This window comes from Streptomyces sp. NPDC045956 (assembly GCF_056430705.1).
Genome location: NZ_JBWKKZ010000005.1, coordinates 383,052 through 402,214 on the forward strand (window position 1 = coordinate 383,052; position 19,163 = coordinate 402,214).

At 73.2% G+C, this 19,163-nt stretch carries 15 protein-coding genes; 6 read left to right on the top strand and 9 right to left on the bottom strand.

All coding sequences use genetic code 11. From position 1 onward, the window contains the following. Positions 1 to 179: 179 nt before the first annotated feature. Together AC07FV_RS16320 and AC07FV_RS16325 are read right to left on the bottom strand one after the other, a co-directional pair. Positions 180 to 1,400, bottom strand: a complete 1,221-nt coding sequence (locus AC07FV_RS16320; protein ID WP_479087804.1) for a serine hydrolase domain-containing protein — start codon at positions 1,398 to 1,400, stop codon at positions 180 to 182. Positions 1,401 to 1,545: 145 nt separating this feature from the next. Beyond that, positions 1,546 to 2,346 (bottom strand): endonuclease/exonuclease/phosphatase family protein, encoded by an 801-nt coding sequence (locus AC07FV_RS16325; RefSeq protein ID WP_479087806.1) that lies wholly within the window; start codon positions 2,344 to 2,346, stop codon positions 1,546 to 1,548. A gap of 205 nt (positions 2,347 to 2,551) precedes the next feature. On the opposite strand from AC07FV_RS16325, the gene AC07FV_RS16330 reads away from it, so the two are divergent. Continuing rightward, the gene (locus AC07FV_RS16330; RefSeq protein WP_479087808.1) at positions 2,552 to 5,074 is read left to right on the top strand and encodes an SCO7613 C-terminal domain-containing membrane protein; all 2,523 of its coding nucleotides are present in this window, start codon (positions 2,552 to 2,554) and stop codon (positions 5,072 to 5,074) included. A gap of 118 nt (positions 5,075 to 5,192) precedes the next feature. On the opposite strand, the gene AC07FV_RS16335 is transcribed toward AC07FV_RS16330, so the two are convergent. Both AC07FV_RS16335 and AC07FV_RS16340 read right to left on the bottom strand, forming a co-directional pair. Next, entirely contained in the window at positions 5,193 to 6,911 is a 1,719-nt protein-coding gene (locus tag AC07FV_RS16335) for an acyl-CoA dehydrogenase family protein (protein WP_479087809.1), read from the bottom strand. A gap of 87 nt (positions 6,912 to 6,998) precedes the next feature. Beyond that, positions 6,999 to 7,571: a PadR family transcriptional regulator gene (locus AC07FV_RS16340; RefSeq protein ID WP_479087810.1), complete on the bottom strand. Its 573-nt coding sequence runs from the start codon at positions 7,569 to 7,571 to the stop codon at positions 6,999 to 7,001. Positions 7,572 to 7,832: 261 nt separating this feature from the next. On the opposite strand from AC07FV_RS16340, the gene AC07FV_RS16345 reads away from it, so the two are divergent. Both AC07FV_RS16345 and AC07FV_RS16350 read left to right on the top strand, forming a co-directional pair. Then, on the top strand, positions 7,833 to 8,684 hold the full coding sequence (locus AC07FV_RS16345) for a hypothetical protein (RefSeq protein WP_479087811.1): 852 nt from the start codon (positions 7,833 to 7,835) through the stop codon (positions 8,682 to 8,684). Then, on the top strand, positions 8,668 to 9,345 hold the full coding sequence (locus tag AC07FV_RS16350; RefSeq protein ID WP_479087813.1) for a hypothetical protein: 678 nt from the start codon (positions 8,668 to 8,670) through the stop codon (positions 9,343 to 9,345). The genes AC07FV_RS16345 and AC07FV_RS16350 overlap by 17 nt, the downstream gene beginning before the upstream one ends. A gap of 1,463 nt (positions 9,346 to 10,808) precedes the next feature. Here the strand turns inward: AC07FV_RS16350 and AC07FV_RS16355 are convergent. Further along, positions 10,809 to 11,390: a hypothetical protein gene (locus AC07FV_RS16355; protein WP_479087815.1), complete on the bottom strand. Its 582-nt coding sequence runs from the start codon at positions 11,388 to 11,390 to the stop codon at positions 10,809 to 10,811. A gap of 33 nt (positions 11,391 to 11,423) precedes the next feature. Then, the gene (locus AC07FV_RS16360) at positions 11,424 to 11,684 is read right to left on the bottom strand and encodes a hypothetical protein (RefSeq protein WP_479087817.1); all 261 of its coding nucleotides are present in this window, start codon (positions 11,682 to 11,684) and stop codon (positions 11,424 to 11,426) included. 237 nt (positions 11,685 to 11,921) lie between these two features. On the opposite strand from AC07FV_RS16360, the gene AC07FV_RS16365 reads away from it, so the two are divergent. Continuing rightward, positions 11,922 to 12,764 carry an alpha/beta fold hydrolase gene (locus AC07FV_RS16365; RefSeq protein ID WP_479087819.1) on the top strand — a complete coding sequence of 281 codons (843 nt, stop codon included), beginning with the start codon at positions 11,922 to 11,924 and terminating at the stop codon, positions 12,762 to 12,764. A 191-nt stretch (positions 12,765 to 12,955) separates the two neighbouring features. Here the strand turns inward: AC07FV_RS16365 and AC07FV_RS16370 are convergent, their stop codons facing one another. From AC07FV_RS16370 to AC07FV_RS16380, 3 genes are all read right to left on the bottom strand, one after another. Next, the gene (locus AC07FV_RS16370; protein WP_479087820.1) at positions 12,956 to 13,702 is read right to left on the bottom strand and encodes an SDR family oxidoreductase; all 747 of its coding nucleotides are present in this window, start codon (positions 13,700 to 13,702) and stop codon (positions 12,956 to 12,958) included. 191 nt (positions 13,703 to 13,893) lie between these two features. Continuing rightward, positions 13,894 to 15,624 carry an L-aspartate oxidase gene (locus AC07FV_RS16375; RefSeq protein WP_479087822.1) on the bottom strand — a complete coding sequence of 577 codons (1,731 nt, stop codon included), beginning with the start codon at positions 15,622 to 15,624 and terminating at the stop codon, positions 13,894 to 13,896. Between the two features lie 101 nt (positions 15,625 to 15,725). Continuing rightward, the gene (locus tag AC07FV_RS16380) at positions 15,726 to 16,622 is read right to left on the bottom strand and encodes an RNA polymerase sigma-70 factor (protein ID WP_479087824.1); all 897 of its coding nucleotides are present in this window, start codon (positions 16,620 to 16,622) and stop codon (positions 15,726 to 15,728) included. A 303-nt stretch (positions 16,623 to 16,925) separates the two neighbouring features. Here AC07FV_RS16380 and AC07FV_RS16385 point away from each other — a divergent pair, with 303 nt between their 5' ends. Both AC07FV_RS16385 and AC07FV_RS16390 read left to right on the top strand, forming a co-directional pair. Beyond that, positions 16,926 to 17,945, top strand: coding sequence for a patatin-like phospholipase family protein (locus AC07FV_RS16385; RefSeq protein ID WP_479087825.1), 1,020 nt, complete (start codon positions 16,926 to 16,928; stop codon positions 17,943 to 17,945). Next, entirely contained in the window at positions 17,942 to 19,162 is a 1,221-nt protein-coding gene (locus tag AC07FV_RS16390) for a macrolide family glycosyltransferase (RefSeq protein WP_479087827.1), read from the top strand. Before AC07FV_RS16385 ends, AC07FV_RS16390 begins: the two co-directional genes overlap by 4 nt. Position 19,163 lies beyond the last annotated feature (1 nt).

A 19,163-nucleotide genomic window follows, 5' to 3' on the forward strand; every position in this document is an offset into this window, starting at 1 on the left:
ACCGTCCCGGGTCCTGAGCGGCGGTGCCCGCCGGTACCGCCCGTGGGCGGTACCGGCGGGACGGGCCGTGGGCGGTACCGGCGGGACGGGCCGTGGGCGGTACCGGCGGGACGGGCCGTGCCCGGCCCGCCGGTCGGCGCCCCGCGGGCGACCGATCGAGGTCACCCGACGGGACCGTGTCAGTCGCGGACGACCTGCGGAGCGATGTCCTCGGTGACGCCACCGCCGGCGGCGGAGCGGGCGAGGGTCTTCGCGGCGGTCGGGTCGGTGCCGCAGAACGCGGCTTCGAGGGTCCCGCCGAGGATGGTGTTCACCGTGCCGTTGTTGGAGGTGTTGGCCATCGACGTCATCCGGCGCTTGCCGTCGGCCGTCGTGAACGCGTAGGTGTAGTAGCCCTGGACGGTGCCGGTGTGGCCGTAGACGGTCACACCGCAGGACAGCTTGCGGCCGCGCAGTCCGAGTCCGTAGGACTGGGTGCCGTCCGCGTTGACCGGGACCAGGCTCATCATCTCCCGCAGCTGCGCCGGAGCGACGAGCTTGCCGGTGACGAGGGCGGCGAAGAAGCGGTTCAGGTCGGAGGAGCTGGAGATGACCGCGCCGGCCGACTGCGCCCAGGAGACGGTCTGTTCGGTCGAGTCCACCAGCGGCAGCGTGGTGTCGTCGTCGCGGACGTAGCCCCGCGCGTACGAACCGGTGAGGGTCGTCCGCGGATGCACGTACGAGGTGTTCCGCAGGCCGAGCGGTTTGAAGATCCGCTGCTCGTACTGCGTGGCCATCGGCTGACCCGTGAGGTGCTCGATCATCTGCCCCAGCACCACGAAGTTCGTGTTGGAGTAGCTGTAGGCGGCACCGGGCTCGCCGGTCGGGGCATGAGCGGTCGAGAGGTCGATCAGCTCCTGGTACGTGAACACCTTGTTCCGCACGGCCTCGAAGCCCGGAACGGTGTGGTAGAACATGTCGTTCGTGTAGTCCCACAGCCCACTGCGGTGGCTCAGCAGGTGGCGCACGGTGATGCGGTCGTCCGGCAGCGCCTCGGGCAGGTAGTCGTTGGCCGGCGCGTCCAGGTCGAGGCGGCCCTCGGCGACGAGCTGCATCAGCACGACGGTGGTGAAGCTCTTGCTGACGCTGCCGACCCGGAACCTGCGGTCGGCGTCCATGTCCGTCCCGGCAGCCCGGTCGGCCTTGCCCATGGAGAGCCGGTAGACCGTGGAGCCGGAGTCGATCCGGGTGAGGGCGCCGGGCGCCCCGGCGGCCATCGCCTGCTTCTGTACGGCGAGGACACCGGTGAGCGAGGGCTGGGGAAGTGTGGGGGTGGAGTCCGCGACGGCCGGCGAGGCGGTGACCAGGGCGGCCACCATCGCGGAGCCTACGAGCGCGAGGCTCGTGCTTCTGATGCGCATCCGATTCTCTCTACGTGTGATCGGGCGGAGGCCCTGGACTCCGTTGAGGAACTGTGAATCCCGTCTGTACAAGGGCGTGTTGCCGCACCTTGTCCGCGCGACGGACGTGATCTCCAGGGCGCTCAGAACGATAGCCCAGACCGGATCACGCGAGGTCGAGGTCGGCGTACAACCGGTGGTGGTCGGAGTAGCGGGAGGGGTGCACGCGGTACTCGCCGGGGGCGATGCCGCGCAGGAAGACGTAGTCGAACTTGCTCTGCCAGTCCGTGGTCGCCCCGCAGGTGCCGGCGGCGGTGCGCGTGGGATGGCACCGGGGGTCCGTGTCGACGGCCAGGGCCCACAGGCGCGAGAGTTCGGGGGCGTCCGGCACCGCGTTGAAGTCGCCGATGACGACGGCGCGTTCGTGCCGGGCGACCTCGGTGGCGAGCACGGCGGCCTGCGCAGCCCGGACGGACTCCTGCCGGCGCTGGGCGAGGTGCGTGTTGAAGACCCGGACGTCCTGGCCGCCGATCTCGGTGGTGACCGCCATGTAGCCGCGGTCCTCGGAGCCGCCCTCGGGGTACTCCTTGCTGACCTGGTCGGTCATGGGCGCGGCGGAGAGGACGGCCTGGCCGAACGCGCCCGGGTTCCACGGCGTTCCCCCGCAGCGGCTCCGCTTCTCCAGGACCATCCCGTACGCGACGTGGTAGACGAGTCCGTGGATGTTCTCCAGGTGGTCCCGGATCGCCTCGACGTCCCGCACGCAGGATTCCTGCACGCCGAAGACCTGGGGGGCGAGGGAGGCGATCTCGGCGGCCCGGTGGACGTTGCTCTCCTTGCAGGGGTTGCAGAGGTTCCACGTCATGACGCGGTTGGCCACCACGTCCCGCACGGGCTCCACGGGCCGGCCGGAGTCGGGGCCGCCGGAAGAACCGGAGCCGACGAGGATGACGCAGAGTACGGCCATCGCCCCCACGAACCACCGTGTCCCTCTAGCGAGCACCATCGCCTCCCCCGGTGTCGACGCGCGGAACGTCCGCCGTCCGTCCTCACGCACGAGGTTATGGGACGGACCCCTTCCGTCACAGGCGGGGTCCCGGGAGCCGTACCTGAGTAGGGACTGAGTACCTGCGCTCATGTCCGGCAAGGTGACGGGGAGCACACTCCGTGGCATGACGAACCTTCCGCCCCCGGCCGAGGAGCTGCGGCTCCTCGACGCCGAGTTGTGGCACCTGGACGCCCGAAGGGCCGTCCTGCTGCGGCGCCGTGCCTGGCTCCTCGACACGCTGCGGGCCGCGTCCGCGGCCGGAGGCGGCCGGGTCCACGGGGCCGTGCCACCCGTGTGGCCGGCGCGGGACGCCGCCGCACACCGGCCGGAGACCACCGCGCCCGGCGTGCAGAACGTGCTGCTGGTCCTCGGTGGCGTGCTGCTGACGGTGGCCGCGATCGCCTTCACCCTGGTCGGCTGGGGCCACATGGGCATCGTCGGACGGTCCCTGGTGCTCGGCGCCGTGACCGTCGGCGCGCTGGGTGCGCCGGTGCCGCTGCTGCGGCGCGGACTGGAGTCCACGGCCGAGGCGGTCGCCTGCCTCGGACTCGCCCTGACCGTGCTCGACGCCTACGCACTGCGTGAAGTGGTGTGGACCGGCACGGACGCGCTGACGTACGCGGCCGCCGCTTCGGCGCTGCTGGCGGCGGCCTGGGCCGCCTACGGGCCGGCCGTGTCCGCCCTGGTGCCGGCGGCAGCTCACGGCGACGGGGACGGAACCGCGGATCAGGACGGCGCCCGGGGTGAGGACGGGACCCGCGCCGAGGGCCGTGGGCCGGGACGGGCCGTGCTCCGTCTCCCCCTCCCGCTGGCGACGGCCACCGCCCATCTCCCCCTGCTCCTGTGGGCGCTGGCCGCCGGCGCGGGTGCCCACACGGTCACGGCCGCACTGCTGGCCACCGCGGCGGCCGGCACCGCCGTCGCGCTGCGGGCGCCGGCGCTGCCGGTCCGGATCGTCGCGCTCGTCGGCTCGCTCTGCACCGGCGTGGTGGGGGTCGTCTCGGCGGGCCTGCTCGTGTGGAGCGCGGACGGTCCGGGAACCGCCGCGCGGTCGGCGGCGCTGCTGCTCCTCGCCGCCGCCGTCGCCCTGCTGGCGGCCCGGTCCGTCCGGGAACCCGGTGTCGCCGTGGCCGCCGCGGCCGCAGCGGGACTGTGCGCGGTCGCCGGAGCGGGCGGGGTGCTGCGGGCGTCGCTGCCCGGTGTGTGGACGGTGCCGGGGTACCTGGTCTGCGGTGCGGCTCTGCTCGCGGCCCTCCGGACACCCCTCGACCGGGCCTCCCGGCGGGGGCTCGTCCTCGCCTCGCTGGCCGTCCAGGGCCTCGCGGTGCTGTGGTCCGTGCCGCTGGTCGCCGGGACGCTCCTCGGTCCGGTGACCGCGCTGGAGCGGCCCTGGTCCGGTGTGCCGCATGACGTCCGGGCCGCCGTGTTCCAGGACGTGCCCTGGCCCCCCGACGCGGCCACCGTGCCGCTCGTCCTCGCCACCGTCGCGGGCGCCCTGACGGTGGTGGCCCGGCGGCGCGCCCAGGAGTGGCCGCTCGCGGCGGTCGGGGCGACCGTCCTGGGCTGGGCGGCGCTGCTGGTCCTGCCGGGCGTACTGGAACTGCCCTACGGCGTGGGCCTGGCGGCGCAGGGTGCCCTGGTCGTGGCCGCGCTGGGTGGGGCGGAGCGGGCCCGCCGTGCGGCCGGCGGCACGTCGCCGCTGATGCTCACGACCATGGTGCTGGCCCTGGTGACGTCCGTCGTTCTGGTCCTGGTCTCGCTGGCGTCGGAACCGGTGACGCTCGGCGTGCTCGTGGCGACGACCCTCGTGTTCGGCGCCGCCGCCACGCGTCCGGGATTCGGCCCGTTCGCCGCGCCCGCCGCCTTCGTCCACGCCACCGCGCTGGCCTGCGCGATCGGGGCGTCCGCCGGTTGGCAGCCACCGCGAACCGCACTGCTGGTCCTGCTCGTTCCCGCCGTCGCGGCCCTCGTGGCGGCCCGCCCGATGGGCCGGGCGACGGCCGTGTCCGCCGAAGCGGCGGGCGCGGCGGCGGGGCTGCTCGCCCTCGCCCTGGCCGCGAGCGACCCGCCGATGCTGGCGCTGGTGCTCTCCCTCTGCGGGCTGGTGGCGGCCGGGACCGCGCTCCGCCCGGACCGGCGGCCGGCCGCCCATGTCGCCGCCGGGCTGCTCCTGCTCGCCACCTGGGTGCGGTGGGCGTCCTGGGACGTCACCACTCCGGAGGCCTACACCCTGCCGGTGACCGTGCCGGCGCTCGTCGTCGGCTTCCTGCGGCGCCGCCGCGACCCGGACCTCTCCTCCTGGCCCGCGTACGGCGCCGGCCTGGCCGTCACCGCCGTGCCGAGCCTGCTCATGACATGGGGCGACCCGCACTGGCTCCGGCCCCTGCTGCTCGGTACCGCGGCCCTGGCCGTCACCCTGGCCGGAGCCCACCACCGTCTCCAGGCGCCGCTCGTCCTCGGGGGGACCGTGCTCGCCCTGGTGACTCTGCACGAACTCGCCCCGTACGCCGCCCAGGTCGTCGGCGCGCTGCCCCGGTGGGCGCCTCCCGCACTGGCCGGGCTGGTGCTGCTCGCGCTGGGCGCCACCTACGAGCAGCGCCTGCGCGACGCGCGACGGGTGCGGGAGGCTCTCGGGCGGCTCCACTAGCGCCCGTCCGACGGGGTCGGGAGCCCTGTCCGCGCCCCGGCCGACACGTCGAAGGTCGCTGAAGGGTGACGGCTACGGTACCGGCCCCGCGCGCCGGTACCGGTGCCGTCCGTGCCGGCTACGGGGCCATCTCGTAGGCCCCGGACAGCGCCTCGACCCGCTCCCACACCCGCGCCGAGCGCGCCTCGTCGACGGCGGGCCGCCGGACGGCGCCGAGGGCCCAGTCCTGCTGGAGCCGCGTGGCGGAGTCCTTGCCGTGGAGCTCCACGGCGTGGTGCGAGAAGTCGCGGACGAGGACGGCGAACAGTTCGTCGAGCACGTCCTCGTCGAGGCCGGTCAGCGCGGCCTGTTCCAGGATCAGCTGGCCGTGGACGACGAGGGCGAACAGCTGGCCCACGGAGAGCAGCAGGTCCAGGTCGCGGCTCTGCTGCTCGTCGGGGGCCGCGGTGGTGACGAACGCGCACAGGGCGTCGGCCTGTTCCCGGAAGCGGGCCACGTTCGGCACCCCGGCGTAGGTGTCGAAGGCGGTGCGCCAGTCGTGGAACCGGATGGAGCCGAGCCCGCGGGCCGGTCCCTGCCGGAAGAGGAAGGTGTCGTCGCCCGCGTCGAGGCGGGTCGGCACCGGCGGGTGCTCCACCGGGTCGAGGAGGTGGTTGCGCAGGAACTTGAGGATGAGCGCCAGGTTGACGTGGACCGTGCCCTCGAGCTTGGGCAGGCTCCGGATCTCGACCGCGGCCTGGGCGAAGTAGGTGTCCTTCTCGAATCCCTTGGCCGCGATGACGTCCCACAACAGGTCGACGACCTTCTCGCCCTCGGTGGTGACCTTCATCTTGGTCATCGGGTTGAAGAGCAGGTAGCGGCGGTCGTCCGGCCCGGCGGACCGGAAGTAGTCGACGGCCCGGTCGCTGAACAGCTTCATGCCGACCAGGCGGACATAGGCGTCGATCAGCTCGCGCCGGACGTGCGGGAAGGCCGTGACGGGGCGGCCGTACAGGATGCGCTGGTGGGCGTGGGTGACGGCCTCGTACAAGGCGTGTTCGCAGATGCCGATCGAGGCGGTGCACAGGTTGAACTTGCCGACGTTGACGGTGTTGAGGGCGGCGTCGAAGGCGGCACGCCCGGTGTGCAGCACGTCCTGGGGTCCGACCGGGTAGTTCTCCAGGCGGAACTCGCTGACGTACTTGGAGGAGTCGACGACGTTCTGGACCAGGCGGTAGTCGGGGTGACGGCTGTCGGCGGCGAAGAAGACGTAGCCCTCCGGCCCCTCGACGTCGGTGCGGCGGCCGAACACCGACACGAGCCCGGCGGCGTTGCCGTTGCCGATGTAGTACTTGGAGCCGGTCGCCCGGAAGCCCCCCTCCCCGTCGGGTTCCAGCAGCATGTCGGTGGAGTAGATGTCGGCGCCGTGGCTCTTCTCGGAGAGGCCGAACGCGAACACCTCCCCCCGCGAGAGGAGTTCGGCCGCCCGGACGCGGGCGTCGGCGTTGTCGCTCTGCCAGACGGGGCCGAGGCCGAGGATGGTGACCTGCCAGGCGTACCAGTAGTCGAGGCCGTAGAACCCGAGGATCTCGTTGAGGGCGGCGATGCGGGCGGTGTCCCAGCGCTGGTCGGGCCGGTCGCCGTCGGTCGCGGGGGTGAGGAAGGTGGCGAAGAGGCCCTCCTTCGCGGCGAAGGCGAGGAAGTCCTCCAGCCATGCGCGCGAGCGGTAGTCCTCGATCAGCCTGCGCTTGCCGCGCGCCTCGAACCAGTCGACCGTGGCGCGCAGCAGCCTGCGCGTCTCCGGGTCGAAGTGCGCCGGGTCGTAGGTCCGGGGGTTGAACAGGAGCTGGTCGGCCATGAGGGTGCCTTCCGGGGATCAGGTCGGACGGGGCCCGACGGATACGGGTGGGACGGTGAACGGGGTTCGTGCGGGCGGCGTTCGGGGTCAGCCCGGGCCGCCGGGCGGGGCGGCGCGGAGTCCGTGCAGGGTGTCGAGGACGTCGTCGAGCCACGCGATGGTCATCCGCTCGAAGGCGATGCCGCCGCGCAGCACGACGTGCTGGAGCTCCTGGCCGGCGTCCAGCGACCGCGGCGGGCCGGGGGCGCCGAAGTCCCTTGCCTCACCGGCGAGGTAGCGGCGGAGGCGGTCGTCGTGTGCCTCGCGGTGGCGTTCGACCTCGGTGATGAGCGCGGACGGGTCGCCGAAGGCCGCGCCGCGGATCTTCACGGCTAGCTCGTGCCGGATGCTCTCCGGCTGGACCGGCTCGTGCAGCCATGCCGCGAGTGCCGCGCGGCCCGGCGGAGCGACGGAGTATTCCTTCTTGTCCGGTCTCCCCCGCTGTGCCACTTCGCGGACGTCCAGCAGGCCGTCCGCCTCCATGCGCCTGAGCACGCGGTAGATCTGCTGGTGGGTCGCGGTCCAGAAGTACCCGATGGACCGTTCGAAGCGGCGCGCGAGTTCGTAGCCCGAGCCGGGTTGTTCCAGCAGGGAGACGAGGATCGCGTGTTCGAGCGCCATGCTCCGGATCCTTCTATGCAACTTGTTGCATAGACAAGCCGCCGAGCTGCGATGAGACACGCCTCACTCGCCGGTTCGCACGATTTTCACGTTTTCTCCATGATCGGCGCTCCCGTCCCGTATGGTCCTGCACTACGGCGGACGCCCAGCGCCCTTCCGGCCCTTCCTGCCGGCCGGGCACGGCGCACGGGCCCGCCGGTGGCAACGACCCGTTCGGGTGAGAAGGCGGCTGCCGGGGGGCATCGCCGGGGGGACGACGACATGAATCAACTTCAGGAACAGCCGCGTACACGCGGATCCGGCCGGCCGCACCCGCTCACACGACGCGTCGTCGCGGTGCTGAGCTGCTGCCTCGCCGGTGTCACGGCGGTCACGGCGTGCGGCGGCGGGGACGGCTCGGGAACGGCCGGCTCCACCACGAGCAGCACGCCCACGACGGTCGTGACCAGCTCCGAGCCGGCCATCGACACCCCGCTGGAGGCCGGGACGACACCCACCGAGCCCGAGCCCGCGTTCACGGAGGAGAGCGAACCCGACGAGGACCCGTACGAGACGGACCCGGAGACGGAGACGGAGAGCGGCACCGACGACGTCTCCGACGGGACGGGCGGTGTACCGCACGGCGAATGGACCGGTACCGCGCTCGTCACCGTGGACTTCGCCGACCCGGGATGCGCCGCCGACTCCCGGTCCTACGAACTCCCCGCCACGCTGGTCATCGACGATCCGGTGGGGACGGAGGGAAACCCCTTCCACCTCTCCTGGGCCAGCGACGACCAGACCGCGGACGGCGCCTTCGGTGTCACCTCGGCGCACAGCGGTACCGACACCGTCGACGGGGAGTCCGTGGAGATCGCCTACTGGTCGCTGTCGGACGACGGGGACGGCTCGTTCTCCGGCCGCCTGACCGACATGGCCTCCGCCTCGGGAGCCTCGCTGAACCTGCTCTTCGTACCCAAGCCCCTGTTCCAGTGCGGCACTTACACCAGCTTCCCGTACGGCATGGGCACGGACACCACCGTCGAGGGCAGCGTCACCGACGCCTCCGCGTCCCTCACGGTCAGCGGCACCTCGGCCGACGGCACGAGGAGCTTCCGTGTCGCATGGTCATGACGCCGCGCCCGCCCTGCTGGAGACATGGGCCACGGTGATCGCCTCGGCGTCCGCACCGCACGAGACCGACTTCGCCGTGCACACCGCGCTCACCTGCGCGCGGGGCGGACGCGGACGCCGGGCGCTCGTGCGGCGGGCCCCGTCGGTCCCGGCGGGCAGCGGAGGCGAACTCACCACCGTGCTGCCCGCGCTGTGGGACGCGCTGGCCGCCGGCTGTGAACTGCTGAGGAGTGCGCTGAGTTCGCCCGTGGTCGCCAACGGCGTCTCCACCGCCACCCTGCTGCTCGCCGTGCACCAGCGGCGCGAGGGCGACCTCGCCGAGCGGGGAGCGAGCCCGACCGGGCCGGCGGAACCGCAGCCCGTGAACGGTGGGGCGGAACTGCTGGCGCTGGCGCGCGCGGTCGCCGAGGTGTCGCGGCGCCTGCAGGCCCACGGGATGGGCCCCGCGGCGGCGGACCGGGCGGCCGCCGCGGCCGTGGCGGCGCTGCACGCCGGCCGGGACAGTGGCGCGTCGGCCTTCCTGGAACTCCTCGCGGGCGGGAGCCGGTCCGACGTGCCGGGCGAGCGGTCGGCGGGTGCGGCGCGGAAGGGTCTGCGCCGGCTGGCCGCCCGGCTGCCGGGGCTGGGCCGCTCCGCCGGTGCCCGGGGCCGGCCGCGGTGACGGCACGCACGGCTCGTGGCGGCGGCGACCTGCCGCCCCCATGGCTGTGGCTGCTGCTCTGCACCTACCTGTGGGAGCTGCCCTCGGGCGTGGTGTGGTGGCACGAGCAGATCCGCGACCTGTGGACGGACCGGGGCGCCTACGGTCCGGAGGTCGTCGCGAGCCCCGGCTTCGCCGCCCTGCGCGTGTCCACGCTCAGCCAGATCATGCCGTCCCTCGTCCTGGTCGCCGGTCTGGTGACCGTCGCGGTCCCGCACCTGCGGGGGCGGTACACCCCCCGGCGGTACCGCCTGGTGCCGCTGACGGCACTCGGTCCCCCGGGGACGACGCCGCAGGGGGTGAGCGGTCTGCGGGACTTCGCCGCCGCCGTCGCCCCGGGCGCCACGGTCATGGTCTCGCTGTGGGGCAGCAGCCCGCCGGCGCGCGTGTACGCGGCCGGCTGGCGCGGGCGACGGATCGCGGTGTCGCTGGGCTTCGTCGCCCTGTGGCGCCGGGACCCGGAGCGCGCCAGGGCACTGCTGCTGCACGAGGCGGGACACCTGGGATCGGGAGAGCACCTCATCGCGGGTCTCGGCAGCCCGTTCACGCGCGCCGTCCAGGCCTGGCCCGTGGTCTTCCTGGCCTGCGGGGCCGCCCCGTTGGTGTGGCTCGCGTGGCGGCACGAGCCGACGGCTTCGCTGATGTGGCCCCAGGTCCTGGTGGTCCTGTCCAGAGCGACTGTGATCATGGTGCCCGTGGCCGCGCTGTGGTGTGCGGAGCTGGCCGCGGACCGGTACGCGGCGGCGACCGCCGGACGGCCCGCCGTCCAGCAGGCGCTGGACGAGATCGACGCGGTCGGCGGGCGGTGGTGGGGCGGGCCGACCCACCCGCCGTCGCGCCTGCGCCGGTGGTGTGTCCAGCGGGCGGACGGGCCCTTGGTCCCCGTGCTGCTGGCCGTCGCCGGTCCCGTGGCGCTGCTCGCACACGCGGCCGTGGTCGCCTGCTTCACGGCCGTGGCCCTGGTGCTCGCGGGCGACCCCGGGTCCTCCGCTGTGGCCACCACTCTCGACCTGGCCCACCGTGACGTCCTGACGGTTCCGATGTGGTCCGCTCTGGTGGGCCTGGCCGTGGTGTGGCCGTGGCTCGCCCCGCGCTGGGGGCGGCTGTGGGGCGCGGGAGGGCCGGGGAGCGGGGAAGCCGGTGGTCCGGCCGGCCGGGTGAGCGACGGACCCGGCCGGCGGGCGCGGGCCGCGGTGATCGCGCTGCCCGCCGGCGCCCTGGCCGTGGCCCTGCTGCCGTCGACCGGTGCCGTCGAACGGGACCGGTGCTCCGCCCGGCGGCCGCGGAAGCGGACCGCTGACCGTCACCGGACCTCGGGAACGGCGACCGGCCGGGACCTCGGACGTCCGCGGGCCCACCCGTGGCCTCCTGCACTGCTCACAAGGTTTGCACACCGTGTGACGCGCCGTCGGTGGACGCGGACCTCAGGACCGCTCGGCGCGGTAGAGACCCCGGCCGGACCTGCGGATACGCGACGCACCCACGAGGCGGTCCAGCGTGCTGCGGACCGCGTTGATGCTGCCGCTGTCACTGTCCCGGCCCAGGGCCGCCGCGACGTCACGGGCGCGCACGTCCACGTCGCCCACACCGGCGAAGTAGTCGAGGATCTGCTCGGTCAGCCTGCCGTAGCCGCGCTGGTCCGGCTCCGCACCCGCCCCGGAGGAGCGCGGCTTCCCGGTGGCCCGGCGCCCGGACCGCCGGACGGCGGGTGTCCGCGTCGCGTCCGGGCCGGGGGCCTGTGCGGGGGCGGCGGTTTCGGCCGCGGCCTCCGCGGCGGGTGCCGCTGCCGCCGGGACACCGGAGACGGCAGGCGCCTCGGCAGCCGACGGGGCCCGCATCAGCACCTCGAGCGCGCTGAGCGCCCGCTGGACGGAGCCGAGATGGGCCACCACCGCCGCCAGTTCCCTCTCCAGGGCCTGCTTCTGGAGTTCGAGGCGCGCCAGGTCTTCCTGGAGACTCTCAGCGGTGACCTCGATGTTGTGCGCGGCGCCGGTTGCCGAGACCATGTGTTCCTCTCATCCTCGACTCTTCCCCGGCCATCATAGGCCGCGGCCGAACTCCAGGTTCCCTTGACAGGTGTCGAGAGGATGCCTCATCAATTGTTGCCGCTGTTGGGACGTGAACGCAACAGGCGTGCGGTACATCCTGTGCAGCTTCTCCGAGACCGCCGCCATGCGTGTGTCGATCAGGTGGATCGCCTCCTGGAGCGTGCGTATCCGCGCCTCCAGCAGGGCTGACTCGGCTGCCAGGAAGACACTGACGACAGCGGGATCGGGGGTCTGGCCAGGGTCTGCGGGCATGATGCGTCCTTCATTGCGGCTGGGCCTGGGTGCGCTCCAGAAGCGTAGGCACAGGCCCGGTGGCGCGGCCACACCGGTACGGCGTGAGGAAACACCCTCACCGCCATCCGTCACAAGATGCGCATGTGCCCTGTCATAAGGGCGAAAGCCGCACACAGGCTCTCTGCCGGACCACGGCATCACCGTCGCCCGGGCACGTCAACGGCTCGGCCGATCAACCCCGAAGAGGTTTCCCCCATGAACCGTCGTTCCCTCCTCCGGCGTGTCCGCATGCCGCTCTCCCTCGCGGTCACCGCCGGCGGTGCCGCCGCGCTGCTCGCCACGTCGGTCGCCCCGGCCGGTGCGGACAGCGGACCGTCCTCGCAGCACCGCAAGCCCACCGTCGTACTGGTGCACGGCGCTTTCGCCGACTCCTCCAGCTGGGACGGGGTCGTGAAGGAGCTGAAGCGGGACGGCTACCCGGTGGTCGCCGCCGCCAACCCGCTGCGCGGGCTGAGCATCGACGCCGACTACGTCAGGCAGGTCGTGGCCGGCATCGACGGGCCGGTGATCCTCGTCGGGCACTCCTACGGCGGTGCGGTCATCAGCAACGCGGCCCGGGGCGCCGACAACGTGAAGGCACTGGTCTACGCCGCCGCCTTCATGCCCGACAAGGGGGAGAGCGCGCTGCAGCTGGCGTCGAAGTACCCCGGCAGCTCGCTGGGGCAGGCCCTGCGCCCGGTCCCGATCACGCACCCCGACGGCACCCAGGACGCGGACCTCTACATCCAGCAGCCCAAGTTCCGCGCCCAGTTCGCCGCGGACGTGGCACGGGGCACCGCAGATCTCATGGCGGTGGCCCAGCGGCCCGTGACCAACTCCGCGCTGGAGGAGGCCTCGGGAGAGCCGGCCTGGAAGACGATCCCGTCCTGGGCGCTCGTGGCCACCGAGGACCTCAACATCCCGGCGAAGACGCAGCGTTTCATGGCCGAACGGGCCGGGGCCCGCACGGAGGAGGTCCGGGCGTCGCACGCGGTGGGCGTGTCCCAGCCCGACGACGTCGCCCGGCTCATCGGGAAGGCGGCACGGACGGTCCGATGACCGGCCGGTGATCCGGGAGGGCGGAGTGGCGCGGGATCGCCGCTCCGCCCTCTCGCTGTTCCGTCCCCGTGGCCGGCCGGTTCGGCGGGCCGGCCACGGGGACGGAACAGCGGCAGGAGACGACACAGGGAGGTGGCCCCTGCGGACAGGGGCCACCTCCTCACTGCGGACGGGTCACGACCGCGGGTGGGTCACGCCTGCGTGGCGAGCCAGTCCGCGAACCGGGTCTCGGCGATGTGGGCGTCGGGGCCGGGCAGGAGGCTGCTCTCCTGGAGTTCGGCGCCGAAGTACGGGGCGTGCGGATCCGTCACCACCGTGCGGGGGTCGTTCTGGGCGGCGAGGGTGTCGCGCAGGAGCTCGTCCAGCTGGAATGCCTCGGGGCCCGCCACCTCCACGACGCCGTCGACCGGCGCCCCGGTGGCCGCGCGACCCACGGCGGCGGCCACCTCGTCGGCGGCGATGGGCTGGATCCCGACAGGCGCGAGGTGCACCGTGTCGCCGACCGTCGACGACGCCGCGATGCCGGCCATGAACTCGAAGAACTGCGTGGCGTGGACGATGGAGTACGGGATGCCCGACTCCTTGATCAGCTCCTCCTGGGCCACCTTGGCACGGAAGTAGTCGCTCTCGGGGAGCCTTTCGGTGCCCACGACGGACAGGGCGACGTGATGGGTCACTCCGGCCTCCGCCTCCGCTTTGAGGAGGTTGGTGGTCGAGGTGCGGAAGAACTCCATGACGGCGTCCTTCTCGAAGGACGGGGAGTTCGAGACGTCGACCACGACGTCGGCACCCCGCAGGACCTCGGCGAGTCCTTCGCCGGTCAGTGTGTTGACGCCGGTGTTGGGCGCGGCGGCGACGGCTTCGTGGCCGTGCTCCGTGAGCTTGGCGACCAGTTTGGAGCCGATGAGGCCGGTGCCTCCGACGACTACGACCTTCATGATGTCTGTCCTCTCGATACGTCTCTCGTCAGGGGTGCGGGGCACGCCCGGAAGGCGGTCCGCCCGGCCCGGTCGCTTCCCTCACCAGGAAGGACCGGACGGCGGCCGCGTGTGTGACACGGCAGCGGAACGCGGAGCGCGACCCGCCGCCCGCGGAAGGCCGGAGCGCTGGACGCCCGGGAGCTTTCCGCCTATTCGACCAGCTTTCCTTCGGCGGACACCTCCTCCATCAGGGTCGCGATGTCGTCGGGGATCGGCGCGATGCTCTCGTGGGTGATTCCGGCCGTCGGGGACCACACCAGGTTGACCCGCAGGGCGGGGTCCATGTCCGGGTGGTCGCTGCGGTTGTGGCAGCCTCGGGTCTCGCGGCGTTCGAGGGCCGCCTCCAGGGTGGCCCGGGCCGCCAGCGCGGCGGACTTCAGGTCGAAGGCGTGCGCGAGGTCCTGGAAGCCGGCGATGTCCGGGTGGACGCCGACGTCCTCCATGCGCTTCTCGATCACACCGAGTTCCTCCAGCCCGGCACGCAGCCCCCGCTCGTCGCGGACGACGCCCGCGTGCTCGGTCATGGTGTTGCGGATGGCGCGTTGCAGGGCGCGTACGTTCTCCGGCCCGTCCGCGGCGAGCAGGTCGTCGATCTCCGCGCGCGCGGAGGCCACCGCCGCCGCCGAGCGCGGCTGCGCGGTCAGCGCCTCGGAGTAGGCGGCCGCCGCCCGTCCCGTGATGCGGCCGAAGACCAGCAGTTCGATGAGGCTGTTGCCGCCCAGACGGTTGGCGCCGTGCAGTCCGCTGGACGCCTCACCGATGGCGTACAGGCCGCGCACGTCGGTGCTGTGGTCCTCGTGCCGGACCCAGACACCGCCCATCGAGTAGTGCGCCGTCGGCGCTATCTCGATCGGCTCGCGGGTGATGTCCAGCATTTGCAGGTCCAGCAGCGTCTGGTAGACCCGGGGCAGCCGGTTCATGATCGTCTGCCGGGGCAGGTGGGAGACGTCGAGCCAGACGCCGCCACGGGGAGTGCCCCGGCCCTCCTTGATCTCGGTGTAGGAGGCGAGGGCGACCCGGTCGCGTGTGGACAGTTCCATGCGTTCGGGGTCGTAGCGGTTCATGAAGCGTTCACCGAGGGCGTTGCGCAGGATGCCGCCCTCACCCCGTGCGGCCTCGCTGACGAGGGTGCCGGCCGCGTTCTCCGGCTCGATGATGCCCGAGGGGTGGAACTGGACCAGCTCGGGGTCGCGCAGCCGGGCCCCGGCCTCGACGGCCAGCCGGAAGGAGTCACCGGTGTTCTCGTCGCGCCGCGAGGAGGTACGCCGCCAGATGCGGGTGTGCCCGCCCGCCGCCAGGATGACCGCGTCGGCGTGGATGAGGTAGCGCTGTCCGTCCGTGAGCCCGAAGCCGTAGGCCCCGAACACGGCGCCGTCGTGCACCAGGAGCCGGGTGATGTACACACCGTCGAGCACGGGGATCCGGAGCTGGTCGGCACGCCGGATGAGCGTGCGCTGGATCTCCAGGCCGGTGTAGTCGCCGGCGAAGGCGGTGCGCCGGAACTTGTGCGCGCCGAAGAAGCGCTGGGAGATACGGCCGTCGTCCTCCCTGGCGAAGGCCATGCCGTAGCGCTCCAGGTCGTCGATGCCCAGGGCGGCGCCCTTGGTGACGATCTCCACGGTCCGCGGGTCGGCGAGCAGATAGCTCTCCTTGAGGGTGTCCGCCGCGTGCTGCTGCCAGCTGTCCTCGGGGTCCATGGTGGCCAGGGCCGCGTTGATACCGCCCGCGGCGAGGGCCGTGTGGGCGTCCTCCTTGGGACGCTTGCCGACGGCCAGGACGTCCATCCCGGCCTCCGCCAGTTCGATGGCGGCCCGGAGGCCGGCACCGCCCGTACCGATCACGAGTACCGACGTGGACAGACGTTGTTCGGTGAGAGCCATGTTCGTTCCGATCACTTGGGTCGTCTTCCAGTACGACCGGTCGATCGGGCCGTTTGTGACACCGTGTGCGCGGGCACGGCCGATGAGTCCCGACGGTGGGCTCAGCCGCCCGACGACGCCGCGTAGGTGGACAACTTGTCCGGGTTCATCACCCACATGAGCCGGTCGATGCCCTGCTCCGACGCGTCGATGCAGAGCAGGGCCACGGCCTCTCCCGCGGACCGGACGAGCACGGCCGGGCGGTCGTTGGCCTCGACCCAGCTGACGTCGGACCGCGGCCAGAAGCGGGGTGCGAAGGCGGCGAGGTACTTGGAGACGTGCGGGCGCCCGACCACCGGGATCCGGGACGCTCCGCGGATGCCTCCGCCGTCCGTGTAGCTGACGACGTCCGCAGCCAGGACCCGCTCCAGGGTCTCGAGGTCGCCCGTCTGCGCCGCGGTGAGGAACACCTCCAGAAGACGCTGGTGCTGGGACCGGCTCACCTGCTCGCGGCGTTCGCTGGCGAGGTGTTTGCGGGCCCGGCTCACCAGCTGGCGGGTGTTGCCCTCGCTCGTCTCCAGGATGGCGGCCACCTGCTTGTAGGGGTAGTCGAAGGCCTCCCGCAGGACGTAGGCGGCCCGTTCCACGGGGTTGAGCCGCTCCAGCAGGAGCAGCACCGCCATCTCGACGGCCTCCGCCCGTTCCGCCCCCATCTGCGGGTCCGAGCTGGTGTCGACGGGTTCGGGGAGCCACGGGCCGACGTACGCCTCACGCCGGACCCTGGCGGACTGGGCCGTGTTGATCGCGAGGCGGGTGGTCACGGTGGCCAGGAAGGCGGCCGGCTCGACGATGTCCGTGCGGTCGGCCTTCTGCCACCTCAGCCACGCTTCCTGCAGCACGTCCTCGGCCTCGACGGCGCTGCCCAGTACGCGGTAGGCGATTCCGAAGAGCCGCGGCCGCGCCTCGACGAACCGCCGTGTCGCCTCTTCGAGAGAGTCGGGGTCGTCGCCTGCGTGCATGGTGCCCCCTTCGGCACAGCTACCGGCCATGCTACAACCGGCCCGCCGGGAGCGCCGGGCGGGAAACGGGGCCGGTCGCACGTGCCCGCGGACCGTCCCACCGGCCGCCGACCGGACAGTCGGCGGCGGGTCGGAGCCCTGCCGTGCCCGCCCTCTCACGCCCGTTCCGCCCCGCTCCGCCGGCCCCGTCCCCGCCTCGCTCCGGGTGGGCCGGGGAGCCCCGCTGTCACAGATCGGCGTGCTGCCCGGTCCTGGTTCCAGCACAGCGACACGACGCCCCTCCACGGGTGAGAGAGGTACATCATGATGCTGACCCGCCGCCGGAATCCGTCGGCCCCGCCGCCGCGCACCGGCTCCAGCGAGGGCGACCCGCGAGGCCCGGAGCCGGTGGGCCTGGACGCCCTCCCCCGTCCCGTGGCCGTGGTGGTGGGCGCCGGTGGCGTGCTCGGAGCGGCTCATGTGGGTGTGGGGCACGCCCTCGAGCAGCGCGGATTCCGACCGGACATGATCATCGGCACCTCGGTGGGCGCGCTGAACGGGGCCATAGCGGCGGCGCATCCCGACCGTGCCGCCCCGTGGCTGGAGCACGTGTGGACCGAACTGCGCCGCCGCGACGTCTACCAGCTCGGTCTCCCGTCCTCGCGGGCCAGCATCTTCACGGACCGGGGCCTGCGCCGCCTGATCGCCCGGGCCGGACTGCCGTCGCGGATCGAGCGGTTGGCGGTGCCGTTCACGGCGGTGGCGATGGACCTGGTCACCGGTGCTCCGGCCCTGCTCGACCACGGTGACCTCGAGTCCGCCCTGCTCGCGAGCGCGGCCATCCCGGGCATCCTCCCGCCGGTCGACCGCGAGGGGCGCACCCTCGTCGACGGCGGGCTGATCGCGTACGTTCCGGTCCTGGCGGCCCTTCGGGCGGGGGCGGCCAGCGTGGTGGTGGTGCCGACCGGACCGGAGAGCTCACCGCTGCCGGACACCACGCCGCCCCCGCGGGCGAGTGCCATCGCGGCGCGGGTCGGCCTGGTGCTCATGCACCGTCAGATCGAACGGGACCTCACCGAGGTGTCCCGCCGGGTGCCGACCGTCGTCCTGCCGACCGGGACGGACGTCTGGCCCGCCCCGTGGGACTTCCGCCACAGCCGGCGGCTCATCGACGCCGCCGCCACGACGGCCGGACGCTTCATCGACGGCCTGCGGGTCAGCGGGCCGGGCCTGTACCGGGCCGATCAGGCCCCGGCCGGCCCCGCCGTCACCGCGCCGGCACCGGCCGCTTCGGCCGTGACCGGGTGGGCACCGCACCGTACCGCTGCGGGGGCGGGCCTGTGAGTACCATCGCGTTCCTCAACATCGGCATGCACGGACACATCAACCCGACGCTGCCGGTCGCGGCCGAACTGGTCCGGCGCGGCCACACCGTCACCTACCACACGTCCCCCGCGTTCCGTGAGGAGATCGCGGCCACCGGTGCGGCCGTGCGCCTCTACCCGGGCGGCGACCAGCCGCTCCCGGACCCGCCGACGCCCGTCACCCTGGTCGAGGCTTTGGCGCGCACCGCACTCGGTCTGCTGCCGGCCGTCCTCGCCGACCTGCGCGGCGACCGGCCCGACCTGATCGTCCACGACAGTGCCTGCCTGTGGGGCGCGCTCGCCGCCCGTGAGCTGGGCGTGCCGGCCGCGTCGTCGTTCACCACGTTCGCCTACAACCCCCATGTTCCCAGCCCCACCCGCGGGTCACGGGAGCTGCTGACCGCGGCGGCGGCCCGCCCCCGCAGCCTCCTCGGCTACGCGGCGGCGCGACTGGCGCTGCACCGCCGCTACGCCACGTCGGGGGTGCCCCTGCTCGATCTGGCCGACATACGGCAGCCGCTGAACCTCGTGTACACCTCTCGGGCCTTCCAGCCCGCCGTCGAGGAGTTCGACCGGTCCTACCGGTTCGTCGGCCCCAGCATCGGCGCCCGGCCGGACGACCCGTCCTTCCCGTCCGACCGGCTCCGGGACCCGGTGCTGTACGCCTCGCTGGGCACGGTCTTCAACGCCGACCCGCGGCTGCTGCGCACCTTCGCCAGGGCGCTCGCCCCGCTGGGAGGAACGGTGGTGGTCTCCACCGGGCAGACCGACCCGGCGGCGCTGGGAGCCCTGCCCGGCAACGTGCTCGCCCGCCGCTCCGTGCCGCAGCTGGAGGTGCTGGACCGTGCGGCGCTGTTCGTCACCCACGGTGGAATGAACAGTGTCAACGAGGCCATGTTCTCGGGCGTGCCGCTGCTGGTCGTCCCGCAGGGCGCCGACCAGCCGATGGTGGCCCGCCGTGTCGTGGAGCTGGGAGCGGGCCTGTCGATCCGCACCGAGAACGTCACCGAGGACTCGGTGCGTGCGGTCGCCCGGCGCCTGCTGGAGGACTCCCGGTTCCGGGCGGCCACGGCCGGTCTGCGGGCCACCCAGCGTGAGGCGGGCGGGTACCGGCGGGCCGCCGACGAACTGGAGCGGTACCTGCGTCCGGCCGGCCCGGCCGCTCCCCCGCCCTCCGTCCCGCCGCAGGAGGGCTGAG

Coding starts and splice junctions, on each gene's coding strand:
- AC07FV_RS16320 (WP_479087804.1), bottom strand. CDS start 1,400: ATGCGCATCAGAAGCACGAGCCTCGCGCTCGTAGGCTCCGCGATGGTG.
- AC07FV_RS16325 (WP_479087806.1), bottom strand. CDS start 2,346: ATGGCCGTACTCTGCGTCATCCTCGTCGGCTCCGGTTCTTCCGGCGGC.
- AC07FV_RS16330 (WP_479087808.1), top strand. CDS start 2,552: ATGACGAACCTTCCGCCCCCGGCCGAGGAGCTGCGGCTCCTCGACGCC.
- AC07FV_RS16335 (WP_479087809.1), bottom strand. CDS start 6,911: ATGGCCGACCAGCTCCTGTTCAACCCCCGGACCTACGACCCGGCGCAC.
- AC07FV_RS16340 (WP_479087810.1), bottom strand. CDS start 7,571: ATGGCGCTCGAACACGCGATCCTCGTCTCCCTGCTGGAACAACCCGGC.
- AC07FV_RS16345 (WP_479087811.1), top strand. CDS start 7,833: ATGAATCAACTTCAGGAACAGCCGCGTACACGCGGATCCGGCCGGCCG.
- AC07FV_RS16355 (WP_479087815.1), bottom strand. CDS start 11,390: ATGGTCTCGGCAACCGGCGCCGCGCACAACATCGAGGTCACCGCTGAG.
- AC07FV_RS16360 (WP_479087817.1), bottom strand. CDS start 11,684: ATGCCCGCAGACCCTGGCCAGACCCCCGATCCCGCTGTCGTCAGTGTC.
- AC07FV_RS16365 (WP_479087819.1), top strand. CDS start 11,922: ATGAACCGTCGTTCCCTCCTCCGGCGTGTCCGCATGCCGCTCTCCCTC.
- AC07FV_RS16370 (WP_479087820.1), bottom strand. CDS start 13,702: ATGAAGGTCGTAGTCGTCGGAGGCACCGGCCTCATCGGCTCCAAACTG.
- AC07FV_RS16375 (WP_479087822.1), bottom strand. CDS start 15,624: ATGGCTCTCACCGAACAACGTCTGTCCACGTCGGTACTCGTGATCGGT.
- AC07FV_RS16380 (WP_479087824.1), bottom strand. CDS start 16,622: ATGCACGCAGGCGACGACCCCGACTCTCTCGAAGAGGCGACACGGCGG.
- AC07FV_RS16385 (WP_479087825.1), top strand. CDS start 16,926: ATGATGCTGACCCGCCGCCGGAATCCGTCGGCCCCGCCGCCGCGCACC.